We start from the raw sequence: 17,059 nt of genomic DNA on the forward strand, positions 1-17,059 counted from the left end.
AAGATTCCTTCAAATCCTTTGTTTTATCGGCGGCTGTGTTCGTGTTAATTGTGGGCATTATGGGATGGATCCGTCATGAAGTAAGAGAAACTTATTTATCCCCTTATTTTGATGAATTCCCAAGAACAGAGCAATCGATGGAAAAATAATATGAATTGCAAGCGGCAGTTTAGATGAAGCAGAAGCTTACTAAACTGCCTTTTATGTGCGCCCGGCATGTACATGAACGATAGGGTGTAAGTCCCAAACCCCGAAGACAGAAGTCAGCAGAGATCATCGTATTAGTTGGTCTAGAACAACTATGAAGGACCGAACAATTAAGAGAGAATAGCCCTTGGCATTCAGTGAGTCATGATGAACACAGAAAACGCAGTACCTCACTTGAGGAAGGAAGCGGTGAATCCCGTGGGAGACCTCTTGGAGGGTGGAGTGACCACTGGCATAAAGAGAACAGCTATTCACGGAAGTTATAAAAACTTGCGTCAATCATCTTAATTGAACCGCCGTATACGGAACCGTATGGTGTGAGAGGACGGGAGTTCATCGCTCCCTCCTACTCGATTTGTAAGATATCGATGAAAGGAAGTATTCGAATTTATAAAATATTCGAATTTATAAAAAAATAATTGCATAATTTACCAAATAAGATTATAAATATTAATATATTCTTATTTTTGTAGTATAAATTCTCGTATAATCTTTTTAATTGTCATAAAACAAGGAGGGGGTTGGATGGGAAATGTTCCTAAAGTGTTGCAAAATTTGCGTCTTCCCGTGATTGGGGCACCGATGTTTATTATTAGTACACCAAAGCTAGTGATTGCCCAGTGTAAAGCAGGAATTGTGGGTTCTATGCCGGCATTGAATGCAAGACCATCTAGTCAATTGGATGAATGGCTTGCGGAAATTACGGAAGAACTCGCCAGCTACAATGCCAAAAATCCAGATAAGCCTGCTGCACCTTTTGCCATTAATCAAATCGTTCATAAAACGAATGACCGTTTAGAAAAGGATATGGAACTTTGCGTTAAGTATAAAGTTCCTATTATTATTACGTCCCTTGGTGCACGGGAAGAGGTATATGAGGCTGCCCATAGTTATGGCGGTTTTGTATTCCATGATGTCATTAATAATACCTTTGCCAAAAAAGCCATTCAAAAAGGGGCAGATGGACTGGTGGCAGTGGCGGCAGGAGCTGGTGGACATGCTGGAACTCAAAGCCCGTTTGCTCTTGTACAAGAAATTCGGGAATGGTTTGATGGTCCATTAGCTTTATCGGGAGCGATTGCACGCGGACACTCTATTTTAGCTGCACAAACAATCGGAGCCGACTTTGCATATATTGGTTCTCCATTCATTGCAACCCATGAAGCCCGGGCGGCGGAGGAATACAAGCAAATGATTGTGGATAGTTCTGCAGAAGATATTGTTTACAGCAATCTTTTTACAGGCGTACATGGGAACTATTTGAAAGGCTCCATCATTAACGCCGGCTTGGACCCGAATAATTTGAAAGAAAGCGACCCTTCAGCCATGAACTTTAAAGAAGCCGGCAAAAAAGCCTGGAAAGACATTTGGGGAAGCGGCCAGGGAATTGGGGTGATCAAAGAAATCACTTCTGTCCGCCAGTTGGTTGACAGACTTTATGAAGAATATCATCAAGCATTTGAAGAACTGATTCAAAAGAGAGAAGCATATGCGAATCGTTAAAATAATGACATCTAATATCCCTTCCTCATTGTGGACGGGGAATTCTGTTTGGCAATAGGAGGGATTTTATTTTAAGTAACCATTTATATATGTCAATGTTGCATTATCCTATATTAGTGTATTATCCGAAAGAATTTTTGGAGATTTTCAGGGATTTTGATAAAATGAGCGGTCCAGTGAGCAGAAAAAGTGGATTTGATTTCCAAATCCACTTTTTTAATTTTCTTTATTCTGTTCTGCAATATCATTGAGCAAAGTGATGATTTCTTTGTATTGTTCGATAGAATCCCGCTAATTGATACGAAGAAGTTTTTCCAACATATCAGCATAATACAACGATACGATATGGCGTGGTTTGCGCGGGAATGCTGCGGGTTGCCGGTCCATAAATCACGACCAAATCCCGGTTTCCAGGGTATTTCGAGAAGAGTTGCCCATTGCTCATCAAAACCGGGGTGTAAGGAGTTAAATGCAATTGCAGCTGTCCATCGCTGCTTATCAATTGATGATCGAAATAGCTGACTTTCACATTCCGATCTGGGTATTCTTTCACCATCACAAGGGCCTGATATTGGGGCGGATAAATGAGAATGGCAGGCAAATCGCCATCATAGTACCCCGTCACTTTGTCTCCAATCATGACCGTTTCCTGGTTGATGAAATAGGTTGAAGGGGTGACGACGAAATTGACGATTAAACCGGACTCATCTTCCACAGTAAATAATTTATTGCAACCTTCCATTTCGCTCCTCTGCCCCGTGAAAAAATCACTGATTGCCGTAACGGTCCCGCTGAATGAATAATAATTGGTCATAGGTTTCCTCCACAATATGCGAATTCAGTTCCATCCCCAGTAATATATGTAGAAAATTAATTATTTGCCATCGTAACATCTTGTTCCTTGTTGCTATGCCTATAAAGCCAAGGAACCTGGTACTGTTTGAAAGCATATAAATAAACCAGCCAACTTTTTACAAGGGGGAAATCGCTGTTGAATCAGTACTCTTCATATGGTCAGGGACCTGGATATAGCCAAAGAATTACGATGCAACAAGCCCAACAGATCGCTCTGCAAGCTGTACCAGGAAGAATCATGCATGTGGATATGGACTTAGAAAATGGTGTATTAGTTTATGAAGTTTTTATTATGACAGAACAGGGACAAATATTTGAAGTGGAGATTCTCGCAAGAAATGGGCGAATCATCAAAATCGATCAAGAAAATAATTATGATTAATGATTTTTATCATTAACGAAATAGGCCCGCAAAACGGCTTATTTCTTTTTTTATTTAACAAGTGTTATTGAATATTATGGATGAGATTTTTAGGTTATAATCTGAAAAAGTTTCGGTTAATTCTTGGTTCGAATCCAGTTCGTTTCACCGTTATCCCGATAAAAGTCATTCTAAAAATATCGGGTAAGAAAATGAGTCAGATATTAAACTATGAACTGAAGGAGGAGGAAAATGCTGAAAAGTCTTAATGAGGCGTTGGAATATATTGAAGCTCATTTGAATGACGAAATTGATGAAAAGGAAATAGAGAAAATTACGGGGACTTCGATTTACCATTTTAGGCGTATTTTTTCATTTCTTTCAGGAATGACTTTAGGTGAATATATTCGAAATAGGAAATTATCTAACGCAACCTTTGATTTGCAAAATGAGGGAATGAGTGTCACAGAAGCCGCATTTAAATATGGGTATGAATCGGTAGACGGATTTTCCCGTGCTTTTAAAGAATGGTCAGGTATTAGTCCGTCAGAAGTAAAAAAGTCAACGAGGCTGAAAGCATTTCCGAAGCTCTCCTTCCAATTAACCATAAAGGGAGGAATCGATATGGACTATCGAATCGAGAAAAAGGAATCCTTTAAAATTGTAGGAAAGAAAAAGAGAGTTCCCATTCAATTTAAAGGAATTAATCAAGAAATCGTGGAATTAGCAAAGAGCATTACCCCAGAACAAAGGGAAAAGTTACGAAGCTATGCTGATATGGAACCATTTCAAGTCGTAAACGCATCTTTTAATTTTGATGATGGATGTATGGAGGAAAAAGGGAGTCTTGATCATATGATCGGCTACTTAACTACAAAAGATGTGGATTTTGAAGAATTTGATGTCGTAAAAGTGCCTGCACTTACTTGGGCGATTTTTTCATCAAAAGGCCCATTCCCAAACGTCATGCAAGAAACTTGGGCAAAAATTGCTTCAGAATGGCTACCTTCATCGGATTATGAATTAGTGGAAGCACCCAATATTTCCTTTACAGGCGATTTAAGTGATATGAACAATGTATATAGCGAGATTTGGTTTGCAGTGAAGAAAAAGGAGAAATAGGAAGAGTGGGTGTAGCGGCATAACATTATGTTATGCCGCAATGTTATTTTTCCGTAAAAGCGATTTTCAGCCCAATCAATGTAAAAATGGATCCTTGCAGATAGTTCATTTTTTTGGAAATCATCGGATTTTTGCGCAGGAATTCTCCCACCTTGCCTGCAAAGACGCTGATTAAGCCAAAAATAAGGATTGTTTGAATGATAAATACAATCCCCAATAAGACCATTTGAAGGGAAACGTACCCGGCCTCATAATTGATAAATTGCGGGAATAAAGCCAAAAAGAACAAAGAAACTTTCGGATTTAACAGATTCATGATGATTCCTTTTTGATATAACGATTTGTAATCCAAGGAATCCGCACTTCCTAAGTTTATGCCGGAACTTTTATCCATAAAGGATTTATAAGCCAAATATAATAAATAAGCAGCTCCTGCATATTTTACGGCGTTAAACGCGATGGCGGAATGATAAACAACGGCCGCGATTCCGGCGGTTGCGGCGCCAATATGTACGATTAGCCCTGTGCATAGGCCGAGCGTCGTATAAATGCCTGCTTTTTTCCCCTTTGCCATGCTTTGCGCCAATGTGAACATATTATCCGGCCCCGGCATAATGGTAAGAATGGCGGCTACGCTCAAAAAAGATAAGACCGTAAGCAGCTCCAATGATCTAAACCCCCTTAGTACAAATTTTTTATATTTTAACATAGATAAAAAATTGATATTGTTTAATTAAGGAATATATAAAATATTTCAGGGAGTGGGAAAATGAATTGAGAAAACGTATCGAAAAGCGGTTTGCATACCTTTATACGGGGGAGCTGGCCGCCGTCATATGTTTTATTATTGTGAGTTGGTTGTGGAATGAAGCCTATCCCCAATACAGGATATATTCTCTTGCTTCCTTTTGGCTGTCATTTATTTTTCTGGAATTCCTTTTAGTGCAAGGGAGCATGTATTGGTTTTCCAAATGGAAGCAGTTAAAAAAAGAGAATACACCTGTCACACCAATAAAAGTGGTACTGCGGATGAAGAAACTGCAGAAGATGAATATTGTTCTTATCATTGTCACGCCATTCGTTTTTGTTTTGGACATTTTCAGATGGTACCCGTTGCTGCCGGCAGAGGGTCTGACGCTTTCGGCTTTTGTTTTCATTTTTGCCATACTTGAATATATTAATTATTTTCATATACAACTTTCTTATGACAATCAATCGGATATACAGTATTTATTCAGGCACAAAAAGTTAAAAAGGGCGAGTTTAAGTAAAGACTTCGAACGGTTAAAAAAGTGAAGGGGTTTCCTTCACTTTCCGCTTTATTTATTCGTATTTTGTGCTCTCAACAAGTCACGGATTTCCCTTAACAGCTCTTCCTTCGTATCCAGCTCAGGAGCAGCTTCTTCCACCACTTCTTCTTTTTTCTTCTTTGTCAGCTTATTCAACATGCGAATAAATAGAAAAATGGCAAAGGAGATAATCAAAAAGTCGATGACGCTTTGCAAAAATACGCCAAAGGAAACCGTTGCATCCCCTACTCGCCAAATAAATGATTTGGTAAAATCGATTCCCCCGGTAAGAACCCCGACAAGTGGCATGATGATGTTGTCCACCAATGAAGAAACAATTTTGCCAAAAGCGGCCCCGATCACAACGGCTACGGCAAGATCGATGACATTCCCCTTCATGGCAAATTCTTTAAATTCTTTCCACATTCGGAAACCTCCAAAATTTATGTATTTTTTGATGGGAAAAAACAATATTCCTTGATAAGGATGAATGAACCATTTCTATGTAGACTTACACAGCATAGCATGCAAAGTCTTATGGTTCAACAACGATGACATGCCCATTTAAGATAAGTTCTTTAAACGCTTTCCATCGCAAGAAGTTTCAGAATTTTTTTGATATATAAATCAGATACCCTATAAAGCGGTGAATGAAACCATTTCAATATTTACTCACCATAATCCGGAGATTATAATAATGGTAGAAATATTTTCCATTATAATGGAATACTGGCGAGATGATGCAATGGATCAAAAGGAAATCCAAAAGATGCGAATGAAGCAGCTGGCAGTAATGAATTTTCTGGTATTGGCGGCACTGGCGGTCTATTATATCTGCAGCAGTGTGTTTACCATCAGGACTTCGCTTTTTTATCTGGCGTTCGGGATCTATTTTGTCATTTTTGCAGTGATCCGATTGATCAAGACCGATTCGACAAAATCCATGATTCCCCTTCTTGAAAAAGTGGCGAAATATGAAAAAGAAAAGTTGGGAGACGAATGGTATAGACGTCGCAAATTTGAGGCTGTTTTATATGTGATTCTTGGGGTTTTGTTCCTTTTTCTATCGTTCGGGAGCGGGAAGTCGGCGGAAAATTTTTTTTCTAAGCCGGATACCCTCTTTTTTATAATGTATACCCTTTTCTTTTTGCTCATGGTAAACATCTTGACCGTTTTAAATAATCAAAAAATGGACCATTCAACAGAAGCGGAATTGAAAGGATTTGCAAGGAAATCGCTTCTTGTGGGGGCGGCGGCGGCACTCGCATTCGCCATCATTATCTTTCAATTGATCCTGTTTTACGTATTTTCACAAATAAATTAGGGGAACATTCCATTCCATTTTGACTTCTCCAAGTTCAAAATGGATTTTTTTTATAAATTTTTGACTCTATCATTTGCGATGCCATAGGAAAATTTGTATTCTATGAACTGATTTAGTATGGTTGAAATAAAACAAAAATGCTTCAAAGGAGAGAGCTTCAATGAAAAGGCTGAGATACATACTGTACTTCGTTTTTTCGGCCGCATTATTATTCGGATGCGCGAGTGAGACTGCCGATTCGGTTGGCGGGGAAGGAAACGCCCAACCTGTAGAACAAACAGAACAGGGCAAAGGACAGGAACAGACGTCATCCGAGTTGCCGGCAGATATGAAAACAATCGATGCGGAAGTCGTTTCGGTCGTCGATGGCGATACGATTAAAGTGAAAATCAACGGACAAACGGAAACGGTAAGATTTTTGCTGGTGGACACGCCGGAGACAAACCATCCGCGCCTCGGTGAACAGCCGTTTGGCCAGGATGCAAAAGAGTTTACGAAAAAGATGTTGGAAGGAAAGACGGTTCAGCTGGAAAAGGACGTGAGCGACAGGGATAAATATGGCCGGCTCCTCTACTATGTATATGTTGACGGGAAGAGCGTCCAGGAAGAGTTGCTGAAAAATGGTCTGGCAAGGGTCGCCTATGTGTATGTGCCAAATACAAAGTATGTGGACCGCTATTATGAAATCCAAAAAGAAGCCCAAAAGAAAGGGGTCGGCATTTGGAGCATCGAAAATTATGCCCAGGAAGACGGATTTCATGAAGAGGTAATCGAAAAAAATTCAGGAAAAAATGATTCATCGTCCAACGGTTCTGCAGGAGAATGCAATATTAAAGGAAATATTTCATCAAACGGTGAAAAAATTTATCATATGCCGGGGCAGCAATTTTATGATGTGACGAAAATCGATCCATCCAAAGGCGAACGCTATTTCTGCAGCCGGGAGGAAGCGGAGCGGGCAGGCTTCCGTCCAAGCGAGAGATGATATAGTAAAAACGTTTGTCTCTACTCCATCGGGTAGAGACTTTTTTATGATCATTACGGGGAAAATAGAAGATAAAAACCGATTAGCGGTTTTGAATATGGGGAAAATTTATAGAAGGAAACATAAAGGGGAAAAGAAAGATGGGAAATAAAAATTTAACGAAAGAACAAATGGAAGATTTGATCAGCAAACTAAAAGAACGTTTCGAAAAAAATATGCATCGCCATGAAGGGATGAAATGGGAGCACATTCTAGAAAAATTGGAAAGCCATCCGGAAAAACTATGGTCTTTATATGAAATGGAAAGAACGGAAGGGGAACCGGATGTCATCGGTTATGATGAAACGACGGGTGAATATTTGTTTTGCGATTGTTCCAAGGAAAGCCCGAAAGGACGGAGAAGTCTTTGTTATGACCAGGAAGCCCTGGAATCAAGGAAAAAACATAAACCCGAAAACAGCGCCATGAATATGGCAAAAGAAATGGGAATCGAGATGTTGTCGGAAGAACAATATCGGGAACTGCAAAAGTTGGGTCCTTTTGATACAAAGACCTCCAGCTGGATCTTTACGCCGGCGGATATACGCAAGCAAGGGGGCGCTTTATTTTGCGATTACCGTTATGGCCATGTGTTTGTCTATCATAATGGGGCTGAAGCCTATTACAGTTCGAGAGGGTTTCGCGGACTGTTGAGGGTGTAAACACTGCCAGCCAAACAAGATTTTAGAATATCGGCCGGCCAGAAGAAAAATGAAACCGACATCCATTTGCATTGATTAAGATAAGGAAAATTTAATGAGGGAGTTGTTATGGCCATCCAATTCAAAGAGATCCAATCCAAAACGATTTTGACCAAAACGACCGGCTATTTGGACATCGGATTTACCCACTCCTTAAACCCCTACGCGGGTTGTGCCTTTGCTTGCCGTTACTGCTATGTCAGGGAATTGCCGATTCAAAAATTCAAAGGAACACCCTGGGGGGGATGGGTCGAAATTAAAAGAAATGCAAGGGAAGTTTACCGTAGGGAAATCGTTAAACTGCGCAAAAAAGAGCTTCCTGTCAATATATACATGTCTTCTGCAACGGACCCGTATCAGCCCGTTGAAAGGAAAGCCTGCATCACCAGGGGGATATTGGAGGAGATGCGTGCCAATCCACCCGATATCCTTGTCATTCAAACAAGAGGGCCATTGATTGAAAGGGATATCGATGTCCTTGTTCAACTGAAGGAACAATGCACATTGATTGTCTCCATGACGATCGAAACCGACCGGGAAGATGTGAAGAGGATTTTTGCCCCTTATGCCCCAAGCATCAAAATGAGGATGGAAGCGCTCCGCAAATTGCACCTTGCCGGCATCACGACCCAGGCCGCCGTATCCCCCGCATTGCCTTTCACTCCGGAATTTCCGAAGCTTTTGCGAGGAATCGCCGATTATATTTGGATCGATACATTGGCAATCGGCGATGGAGCGCAAGGAAAACGTTCTTCGCGGTTGAAAATGCCTCAACTTTTTGCGGAAAATAATTTCTCGGAATGGTATCAAAAGGACCTGCATGTCAAACTGGAGAAATTTTTCAAGCGGCATTTCCAAAGTGAAAGGATTCGCATCTCAAGACAAGAAGCTTTTTTGAACTGATTGAACGGAATTCATGAAAGGAAAAGATGATCCGACAGATGACGGGATCATCTTTTTATTTTGCAAAATCGATTGATTAATCGGTTGTTTCAATGCAAACCGGCCCGTCTTGCAGCTGTTCTTCTGCCATATCCGGCATTCGTTTTTCCATGAATCGTATAAATAGATTGTTTGAAATAAGGGCGGTTATAATCAAAACTGTGCCGATTGCGTCAAAAACCGTGTGTTGCCGGCCTTGCAGAAAGGAAATGAATAAGGTGGTTATCGGGACGAAATTGATAAAGAGCAGCCCGTTCACCGGAGACAGCAAACTGACTCCCACATTCCAGCCGATTAAAGCGATGATCCCGGGAAAAACAATCATAAACAGCAAATGTGGTGCTGCGGCTATAAGCCCGCTTTTCGAAGGAACGTCCAAGTAACCGAAAACCGTCGCTACCAGGGTGATGATCAATGCCGTAAACGTGCCGAGCAGACAGCTTATTGTGGAATAGCGCAATGCCGACCATCCTTGGAATTCACTGCCTCCCATCGTGTAAATCACCCATCCGACGACAGCGATCAAAATCAATAAAGTCGGAATGACATTGCCTGCTGCCGAAAAAAACGCATCAATCTTTCCTTCCGTTATAACAAGCACCGCACCGGCAAATGAAAAAAGAACACATGCCAATGTAAAGGGAAAAGGACGTTTTTTAAAGAAAGTCCAGTAAATGACAATGGAAATCATCGGCATGAGCGATTCCATGATGGAAGCGACCAATACGCCATGATGGCCCAACAAATCTTCCCCCCCAAAAAATAAACAAATTATAAACGGTAAAGGCCATTGTGCCGAAAAACCACAGACGCCGACCTTTCCCTTCAAACCGGAAAGCTTCTTTTCCTTCCTTCCAAAACAAAATCCCGGCCAATATGATGGATACGGCTCCATACCGGAAAATCGTAAAGTAGAAAGGATCGATATATTGAAAAGCGGAATGGGCAACAGGAAACATGGCACCCCAAGAGACCGCGGCAATGAAGCAGAAAAAGGATCCAATCAAGACAGGATTTTTCAATTTTGTTCCCCCTTTTCGAATGGAAATTGTTATAATCAATATTAGCTTCATTTTGATATCACGTAAAACGAACAAAAAAGATGTTTAACATCATTTATGTTGATACCATAGGTGAAACATGAAAGGGGAATCACTTTGGAGCTTAAAGATTTGGAAATTTTTCAGCTAGTGGCGGAAAAGGGGACGGTGACGGAAGTTGCCAAAGAATTGAATTATGTTCAATCAAACGTTACTTCCCGCATCCAAAAGCTGGAGGCTGAACTTAACACACCATTGTTCCATCGGCATCGCCGAGGAATGACATTGACACCGGAAGGAAAAAAACTTTTATTCTATAGTGAAAAAATTTTGAAGTTGACCGCAGAAATGAAAAAAGCCATACAGGATCAGAATGAGCCGATGGGAAAACTGGAAATTGGGACGGTGGAAACCGTTTATCATTTGCCGGCCATTCTCTCTTCTTATATCAAGAAATATAAAAATGTAGAGTTGTCTCTTTTTACAGGGGTGACGGAGAGTTTGGAAAAGGAAGTGCTCAATCATAAGCTGGATGGCGCTTTTGTAACAAAGACCGATTTTCATCCGGATCTTGAGGTTCATGATGTCTTTGACGAAGAGCTCGTTTTAATTTCGGATCAGAGGGAACGGACGCCGGAAGAATTAATAGACGAACCGTTTTTGTGTTTCAGCACAGGCTGCGGGTACCGCGCCCGATTGGAACAGTGGTATAAAGATCAAAATGCGGCTCCCCAAAAGATTATGGAATTTGGCACGTTGGAAACGATTTTGCGCGGCGTTTCCATGGGGCTTGGCGTTTCGTTTGTCCCAAGATCAGCCGTGTCTCATTTGGAACAAAGGGGAGAAATCCGATGCCACCGATTGCCGGAGCAATATAGCAAAGTGAAAACGGTGTTTATCAGAAGAAAGGATGCCTATTTGACGGCAACAATGGAAAAATTCATTGACACGATCGAAGAAAGCAGAAAGTTTATTCTTAACAATGCCTCATCCGGAAAATAGCTTTCACTAATACCCGGTTTTTCCCTATAATTTTATCATGGCAATTTGATAAAATAGATTGGCAATCTTTTCTTAAAAAATGAAAGAAGGCTATTGGAATGCTGACTACTTTCAATTCGTATTTGCAAAAATTGATGCCCATTTTGACTCCTTTAAGCCTGATATTGGGGGTTTTATTTGAAGAAATCGGCGGCCAGATGAGGTTTCTTATTCCATGGATTTTTGCTATCATGACGTTCGCCGGAAGCCTCAGCATTAATTTTCAGGGATTAAGAAGTGTAAAAAAACATCCGGGGTTCATTTTATTGACAATCGCTTTTCTGCATATATTCATGCCGATCTGGGCTTACATATTGTCAATGGTTGTGTTTGATGATCATTTGCTGATGGTCGGCTTTATTTTGTCGGTTGCGGTGCCTACAGGCGTGACCAGCTTTATTTGGGTCAGTATATGCAAAGGGAATCTGCCGCTGGGGTTATCCATCATTTTAATTGATACGGTGCTTTCACCGGTCATTTTCCCGCTTCTTTCGAAAATTGCCGTAGGAAGAAGCATCCCGATTGACACAACATCCATCATGCTTGATTTGCTTTGGATGATCGTAATTCCATCAATAATCGGCATGTTGGTGAACGAGAAGGGGAATGCACATTTTGTTGCTAAGTTGAACCGGGTTTTCGCTCCTTTTCAGAAAATCAGCCTTTTTCTCATCGTGTTCATCAACAGCAGTGTGATTGCCCCTTATTTAAAACATATTACATGGGAAATATTTGAAATCATTCTGCTTGTTTTGGTCATTTCTTTATCCGGATATACTTTATGTTTAATTATTGGACATTTTTTATGGAAGAAAATCGATCTAATAACAACCTTTGTTTTTACAGGCGGCATGCGCAATATCGCGGTGGGGGTCGTGATAGCCGGCACCTATTTTCCGTCCAAAGTTGTGCTGCCTGTTGTATTCGGCATGCTTTTCCAACAGATTTTGGCGTCCCAATTCAGCAAGGCATTGGAAAAATACCAGGAACGGTTCCATTTGGAAACGGCAAATGAAAAATGAATAGTTTAAAAAAACTGCCAAAGCCATTTTGCTTTGGCAGTTTTTTTATTCGGGACATTTGTGAATAAATGAAAGGATAACAATACATGGTATAAAACCTAATAAATGAACCACAATAAAGGTAAATGTTATTCGTGGGAGTAATTGTTATGAGACGATTTTTCAGAAGACCTCCTGGAAGACATGCCAACACGGATTTTCAAAATAATGAAAGCAGAAACCAGGCACAATATTGTCCACATTGCCGGCATTTTCATTCCCGGCCAATCCAAGGTCAGAATATGCAAGGAAATAATCAAAATGCAAATCAATCAACTGTAAACAATCAACATGTACAGGAAACACAAAATCCTTCGGCTAATCAACAATATCAAGGAGACCAAAATGAAAACAATCAGCCCGCAACCAACAAAATGATAAATTCTTTCCATTCAAGCGGGCAAAATCATCAACATGCCCAGGGCCAACAAGGCGGACAAAATGACCATCATCATCAATGTACATGTCATCAGCAGATTGGCCAGGGGCAAAATCAAAATGAAAATCAAAATTACAATGCGGGACAAAATCAACAATCCGACCAAAATTCATCCTCTCAACAAAGCAATCAAAATACGGGCGGACAGAATAACCAAAATTCCCAGTATCAGATGCCATTGCCAATCTACAAGAAAGTTTCACACAACTTTGAATTTATTACACGAATATTGGGGAATCCGATTGACTTAGTGGTACGTGAATTGGAAATTGATGTATCTTGTGGACACATGAAAGAGCGGAAGGTTCAATTGCTATTGCCAAAATCGCAGATTGAACTTTCCATTGCCCAAGAAAAAGAGCATGAACCTTCTTCGCATGAACAAGTGCATCAGGAAAGAGCGGATGATGAAGTCAGCGTTCCTTGCATTCTGTTTTATCTCAGCGGAATGGCAAATTCAGATATCATCAATGAAAACATTTTAAGAATGCTTCAATCCAAATCAATCCGTACTAAAGAAAACTTGATTGAGCAAGTGCACAAGGAAATTATTTCCGTTACTGATACTAATAAATTGGCAACCCTTGAAGAAGCGGTTAATGCGCTGCTGTCAGGCGATGCCATTTTAATGGTGGACGGGGAAATGACGGCGTTGGAGATGGCAACGGCCGGCACCGAAAAACGCGCCCTGGATGAACCGCAATCGGAGTCCATGATCCGGGGGCCCCGCATATCCTTTATTGAAAGTTTGGATATCAATTTAACTTTGATCCGGGGGGAATTAAGAGACCCGAATCTCCGCTTCGTGGTGCATGAAATCGGAAGAAGATCCAAACAAAAAGTAGTCGTTTGCTATGTAGAAGGATTGACGAATCCCGATATCGTCAATGAGGTCAACCGAAGACTGAAAACAATTGACATCGATATTGCGGGGGATTCCGGAAGGATTGAACAATGGATCGAAGACAGTTTTTTGTCGCCGTTTCCGCAAGTCGTTGATACGGAAAGGCCGGACAGGGTTATTTACAATCTCATGAAAGGAAAAATCGCCATACTGGTGGATGGATGCCCTTTTGCTTTGATGGCACCGATTTCAGTAGGAGATGCTTTCCTGGCGATGGAAGATCATAGCCAACGCTGGTTGATTGGTTCTTCAATGAGAATATTAAGATTTGTCGCGATGTTCATCGCGTTGTTTTTGCCGGGTTTATATGTGGCATTAACTTCTTATCATCCGGGCATGATTCCGACCCAATTAACCTTGTCCCTTGCGGCCACAAGAGAAGGGGGGCCGTTTCCGGCAATCGTCGAAGTGTTATTGATGGCTGTAACATTTGAAATTTTGCAGGAAGCCGGGATTCGGCTTCCGAAAATTATCGGACAAACAATCGGCATCGTTGGCGGTATAGTGATCGGGGATGTTGCCGTCAGTGCCGGGATTGTAGGCCCGGCGCTGGTTATTGTAACGTCTTTGACCGCCATGAGCTCTTATACGATTCCCAATTACAGTTTTTCCGTAAGCCTTAGAATTTTAAGATTTCTTTTCGTAATTGCCGCGTCAATATTGGGGCTGTACGGAATCATCCTTGTTTTCATTATGATTTGCATCCATATTGTCAACTTAAAAAGCATTGGGGTGCCTTATTCAGGAGCCTTTGCGCCAAACTTTTTGGACCATATGAAAGATTTGATTATCCGTGCTCCTGTGACGGCATTAAGAAAACGGCCGGCATATTTGGAGCCGCTGAATCAGCATAAGGTCAATCTTGGGGGGCGCAAACAATGAACAGAACGCCATCGCCCGACTTACAAGGAATCATCAGCGACCGGGACATTTTTATTGCCGTTGTATCCAATATCTTTGGTGTAATGACGTTGACCGTTCCAAGGCTCATTGCGGAGTCGACTTTATCTTCCGATGGTTGGATGTCCGTTTTTCTTGGAGGGCTCATTGCAAGCCTTTGCGGATGGATTGTGGCAAAGATTGCCACATCCTTCCCCAATCAAACTTTTCTGTCCTATGCCTCTTATCTTCTATCGAAACCGGTTGCAGTGGTAATGACATTAATTTTTTCGATCCAATATATTGTGGTGACTGCATATAATGTCCGGGAGATTGCGGTGCTGTCCCATCAATATTTGTTTGATTACACCCCTCAGGAAGTGGTGTCCCTGGCCTTTTTGTTAGTGGTCATATATGCGGTTTGCGGTTCACAGGCGGCGATTTTCCGTTTAAATGTATTATTTTTCCCCATTTTAATCAGCGGATTGCTGATAGTCATTTTGCTGCCTATCGGAATCATTCAGTGGGAAGGTCTGCTCCCATTTTTTCAAACGGACTTCAAAGGATATGTACAATCGACATACTATAGCATTGTCAATATGTTAGGATTTGGAATTGTCCTTTTTTATATCGGGCTTGTCCAAAAACCGCAAAAAACAGCAAAATTGACCGCGATCGGCGTAATGGTGACGATGATGTTTAATGTGGCAATTTACATTGTCTGCATCGGGGTTTTCGGAAATGCCACAATCCAAAATATGTTCTTTCCGACCTTTGACTTGTCAAGAAGTGCCGAAATCCCCGGAGGATTTTTCGAACGGTTTGATGCGTTTCTTTTTTTGTTTTGGACCATCATCTTTTTTACGACGGCCATGATGGCATTTGATATTGCCGTCATGACGATCCGGATGGTATTCCGGAAATTTAAAAAAATTAATCTTGTATTAATCCTCTCTCCGATCATCTTTTTGATCAGCATGTTGCCGGAAACTTACTTGGATATCGTCTATTTCAATAAATTGCTTGGACATTTTATGTTTTCATATTTTGTCATTGTCACCTTGATGTTGGGGATTGCATTCAAGATAAAAGGTGGGAAATCAAGTGGCTAAGCTGAAACCAATCCTGATTTGCGCCATTTGTGCGGTATTGTTGTCGGCCTGTTGGGATCAAACGGAAATTGAAGATCGGGCTTTTATCTTTGGCATGGCAATTGATGTAGCGAAAGATTCGGAGTCGAAAATCAAACTCACCCAACAACTGGTGGTTCCCGAAAATATTGCGTCCGCAACGGAAGGGGGAGTAGGGGGGAAAGCTTACCGGAATCTCACCGGTACAGGCCGGACCCTTTATGAAGTAAACCGGGAAATGTCGAAAGAGGCAAGCCGGCCCCTTGATTCCACCCATTTGGGAGTGGTTCTTTTTTCTGAAGATTTAGTGGAACAAAAAGGGAAAATGAAGAAATATTTTGATGTATTTTTCCGCGATAAGAAAATGCGCCGGGGAATTAAGTTGGCCATTACTAGAGGAGATGCGGAAGAGTTGCTGTTTGTTGAACCGGAACATGGGAAAATTCCTGCAGAGTATATTAAAAATTTGCTGGAAAACAAAAAAAGAATCGACGTGACCGATTTGGTGCGGATCGGGGATATTGATGAAAAAATGTTTGATGGTACTAGTTTCCCTTTGCCATACTTGTCAAGGAAAACCGACACGGTGGTTGATTATGAAGGAATCGCGATTTATAACGGACCGGAGGAGCGGATGGTTGGCGCATTGAAGGGGGAAGAGGCTAAGGGATTAAGCTTTATTCGGGGGCTAAAAAACAATGGAACCATCGATACCGAAATGGATGGGGAGCCGTTTTCAATTGAAATTATCAGTATAAAAAGAAAAATTGATTTAGAAAATAAAGATCCCCATCATTTGAAATTCACTATAACAGTCCATATTCTGGGGGCGGTTGCCGACCAGTCCGGTTCGGAAAATCTGAAGGAATATAAAGTATTAAATAAGTTCCGGGACAAAACGGAAGAAAAAGCGGAAGACATGATGGAAAATGCGGTCAAAAAACTGCAAAATGATTTCCAAACCGATGTAATGGGACTGCAGGAATATATAAGCCGTCATCATCCAAAAATATGGAAAAAAGTAAAAGATAATTGGGATAGCGGAGAAAACTATTTTTCAAAAAGTGAAATCAAGTGCATTGTCAATGTCACACTTCAAGAACCGGGAAGCATCAACCAGACAACAACGGAGTGAGGTGTTTGGCATGGAATTGGCTTCTGGCTATTTTTTGTCAGCATATACCATTGTTTGTACAATATTGGCCTTTGTAGTCCCTTTTGCAGTTTATAAAATAAA

General features: G+C 41.1%; 16 protein-coding genes and 1 pseudogene. 13 read left to right on the plus strand and 4 right to left on the minus strand.

Features of this window, described 5'->3' with window-relative positions; translation table 11 throughout:
* Nucleotides 1-732 precede the first annotated feature (732 nt).
* Complete coding sequence (locus FKZ59_RS09785; RefSeq protein ID WP_141602582.1) at nucleotides 733-1,710, plus strand: NAD(P)H-dependent flavin oxidoreductase; 978 nt, start codon at nucleotides 733-735, stop codon at nucleotides 1,708-1,710.
* A 322-nt stretch (nucleotides 1,711-2,032) separates the two neighbouring features.
* On the opposite strand, the gene FKZ59_RS09790 is transcribed toward FKZ59_RS09785, so the two are convergent.
* A complete protein-coding gene (locus FKZ59_RS09790; protein WP_141602583.1) occupies nucleotides 2,033-2,524 on the minus strand; it encodes a hypothetical protein in 492 nt (163 codons plus the stop codon).
* A 177-nt stretch (nucleotides 2,525-2,701) separates the two neighbouring features.
* Between FKZ59_RS09790 and FKZ59_RS09795 the strand changes: the two genes are divergently transcribed.
* Nucleotides 2,702-2,947 carry a PepSY domain-containing protein gene (locus FKZ59_RS09795; RefSeq protein WP_408057485.1) on the plus strand — a complete coding sequence of 82 codons (246 nt, stop codon included), beginning with the start codon at nucleotides 2,702-2,704 and terminating at the stop codon, nucleotides 2,945-2,947.
* A 231-nt stretch (nucleotides 2,948-3,178) separates the two neighbouring features.
* Nucleotides 3,179-4,048, plus strand: coding sequence for an AraC family transcriptional regulator (locus FKZ59_RS09800; RefSeq protein WP_141602584.1), 870 nt, complete (start codon nucleotides 3,179-3,181; stop codon nucleotides 4,046-4,048).
* A 43-nt stretch (nucleotides 4,049-4,091) separates the two neighbouring features.
* On the opposite strand, the gene FKZ59_RS09805 is transcribed toward FKZ59_RS09800, so the two are convergent.
* Complete coding sequence (locus FKZ59_RS09805) at nucleotides 4,092-4,715, minus strand: LysE family translocator (RefSeq protein ID WP_141602585.1); 624 nt, start codon at nucleotides 4,713-4,715, stop codon at nucleotides 4,092-4,094.
* 107 nt (nucleotides 4,716-4,822) lie between these two features.
* Between FKZ59_RS09805 and FKZ59_RS09810 the strand changes: the two genes are divergently transcribed.
* A complete protein-coding gene (locus tag FKZ59_RS09810; protein ID WP_141602586.1) occupies nucleotides 4,823-5,344 on the plus strand; it encodes a general stress protein in 522 nt (173 codons plus the stop codon).
* Nucleotides 5,345-5,367: 23 nt separating this feature from the next.
* On the opposite strand, the gene mscL is transcribed toward FKZ59_RS09810, so the two are convergent.
* Entirely contained in the window at nucleotides 5,368-5,763 is a 396-nt protein-coding gene (gene mscL, locus FKZ59_RS09815) for a large conductance mechanosensitive channel protein MscL (RefSeq protein ID WP_141602587.1), read from the minus strand.
* Nucleotides 5,764-6,034: 271 nt separating this feature from the next.
* Between mscL and FKZ59_RS09820 the strand changes: the two genes are divergently transcribed.
* The 4 genes from FKZ59_RS09820 to FKZ59_RS09835 all read left to right on the plus strand — a co-directional run bounded on the left by FKZ59_RS09820 (nucleotide 6,035) and on the right by FKZ59_RS09835 (nucleotide 9,289).
* Entirely contained in the window at nucleotides 6,035-6,661 is a 627-nt protein-coding gene (locus FKZ59_RS09820) for a hypothetical protein (RefSeq protein ID WP_141602588.1), read from the plus strand.
* A gap of 160 nt (nucleotides 6,662-6,821) precedes the next feature.
* Nucleotides 6,822-7,646, plus strand: coding sequence for a thermonuclease family protein (locus FKZ59_RS09825; RefSeq protein ID WP_141602589.1), 825 nt, complete (start codon nucleotides 6,822-6,824; stop codon nucleotides 7,644-7,646).
* A gap of 140 nt (nucleotides 7,647-7,786) precedes the next feature.
* On the plus strand, nucleotides 7,787-8,347 hold the full coding sequence (locus FKZ59_RS09830) for a DUF4256 domain-containing protein (protein WP_141602590.1): 561 nt from the start codon (nucleotides 7,787-7,789) through the stop codon (nucleotides 8,345-8,347).
* A 108-nt stretch (nucleotides 8,348-8,455) separates the two neighbouring features.
* Nucleotides 8,456-9,289: an SPL family radical SAM protein gene (locus FKZ59_RS09835; protein ID WP_181733259.1), complete on the plus strand. Its 834-nt coding sequence runs from the start codon at nucleotides 8,456-8,458 to the stop codon at nucleotides 9,287-9,289.
* A 76-nt stretch (nucleotides 9,290-9,365) separates the two neighbouring features.
* Here FKZ59_RS09835 and FKZ59_RS09840 read toward each other — a convergent pair.
* Nucleotides 9,366-10,401, minus strand: a pseudogene (locus FKZ59_RS09840) (DMT family transporter).
* Between the two features lie 84 nt (nucleotides 10,402-10,485).
* On the opposite strand from FKZ59_RS09840, the gene FKZ59_RS09845 reads away from it, so the two are divergent.
* The 5 genes from FKZ59_RS09845 to FKZ59_RS09865 all read left to right on the plus strand — a co-directional run bounded on the left by FKZ59_RS09845 (nucleotide 10,486) and on the right by FKZ59_RS09865 (nucleotide 16,957).
* The gene (locus tag FKZ59_RS09845; RefSeq protein ID WP_141602591.1) at nucleotides 10,486-11,370 is read left to right on the plus strand and encodes a LysR family transcriptional regulator; all 885 of its coding nucleotides are present in this window, start codon (nucleotides 10,486-10,488) and stop codon (nucleotides 11,368-11,370) included.
* 98 nt (nucleotides 11,371-11,468) lie between these two features.
* Complete coding sequence (locus FKZ59_RS09850) at nucleotides 11,469-12,431, plus strand: bile acid:sodium symporter family protein (RefSeq protein ID WP_141602592.1); 963 nt, start codon at nucleotides 11,469-11,471, stop codon at nucleotides 12,429-12,431.
* A 149-nt stretch (nucleotides 12,432-12,580) separates the two neighbouring features.
* Nucleotides 12,581-14,695: a spore germination protein gene (locus tag FKZ59_RS09855; RefSeq protein ID WP_246045861.1), complete on the plus strand. Its 2,115-nt coding sequence runs from the start codon at nucleotides 12,581-12,583 to the stop codon at nucleotides 14,693-14,695.
* Complete coding sequence (locus FKZ59_RS09860) at nucleotides 14,692-15,804, plus strand: GerAB/ArcD/ProY family transporter (RefSeq protein WP_141602593.1); 1,113 nt, start codon at nucleotides 14,692-14,694, stop codon at nucleotides 15,802-15,804. Before FKZ59_RS09855 ends, FKZ59_RS09860 begins: the two co-directional genes overlap by 4 nt.
* Entirely contained in the window at nucleotides 15,797-16,957 is a 1,161-nt protein-coding gene (locus FKZ59_RS09865; protein WP_181733260.1) for a Ger(x)C family spore germination protein, read from the plus strand. Before FKZ59_RS09860 ends, FKZ59_RS09865 begins: the two co-directional genes overlap by 8 nt.
* The last annotated feature ends 102 nt before the right edge of the window (nucleotides 16,958-17,059 follow it).

Origin of the sequence: Ureibacillus terrenus (assembly GCF_006569205.1) — a bacterium.
GTDB lineage: Bacteria > Bacillota > Bacilli > Bacillales_A > Planococcaceae > Ureibacillus > Ureibacillus terrenus.

Bases quoted from the DNA above. Each gene is read 5' to 3' on its own strand.
- FKZ59_RS09860 (WP_141602593.1), top strand. From the start codon at position 14,692: ATGAACAGAACGCCATCGCCCGACTTACAAGGAATCATCAGCGACCGG.
- FKZ59_RS09820 (WP_141602588.1), top strand. From the start codon at position 6,035: ATGGTAGAAATATTTTCCATTATAATGGAATACTGGCGAGATGATGCA.
- FKZ59_RS09790 (WP_141602583.1), bottom strand. From the start codon at position 2,524: ATGACCAATTATTATTCATTCAGCGGGACCGTTACGGCAATCAGTGAT.
- FKZ59_RS09830 (WP_141602590.1), top strand. From the start codon at position 7,787: ATGGGAAATAAAAATTTAACGAAAGAACAAATGGAAGATTTGATCAGC.
- mscL (WP_141602587.1), bottom strand. From the start codon at position 5,763: ATGTGGAAAGAATTTAAAGAATTTGCCATGAAGGGGAATGTCATCGAT.
- FKZ59_RS09785 (WP_141602582.1), top strand. From the start codon at position 733: ATGGGAAATGTTCCTAAAGTGTTGCAAAATTTGCGTCTTCCCGTGATT.
- FKZ59_RS09825 (WP_141602589.1), top strand. From the start codon at position 6,822: ATGAAAAGGCTGAGATACATACTGTACTTCGTTTTTTCGGCCGCATTA.
- FKZ59_RS09855 (WP_246045861.1), top strand. From the start codon at position 12,581: ATGAGACGATTTTTCAGAAGACCTCCTGGAAGACATGCCAACACGGAT.
- FKZ59_RS09850 (WP_141602592.1), top strand. From the start codon at position 11,469: ATGCTGACTACTTTCAATTCGTATTTGCAAAAATTGATGCCCATTTTG.
- FKZ59_RS09835 (WP_181733259.1), top strand. From the start codon at position 8,456: ATGGCCATCCAATTCAAAGAGATCCAATCCAAAACGATTTTGACCAAA.
- FKZ59_RS09800 (WP_141602584.1), top strand. From the start codon at position 3,179: ATGCTGAAAAGTCTTAATGAGGCGTTGGAATATATTGAAGCTCATTTG.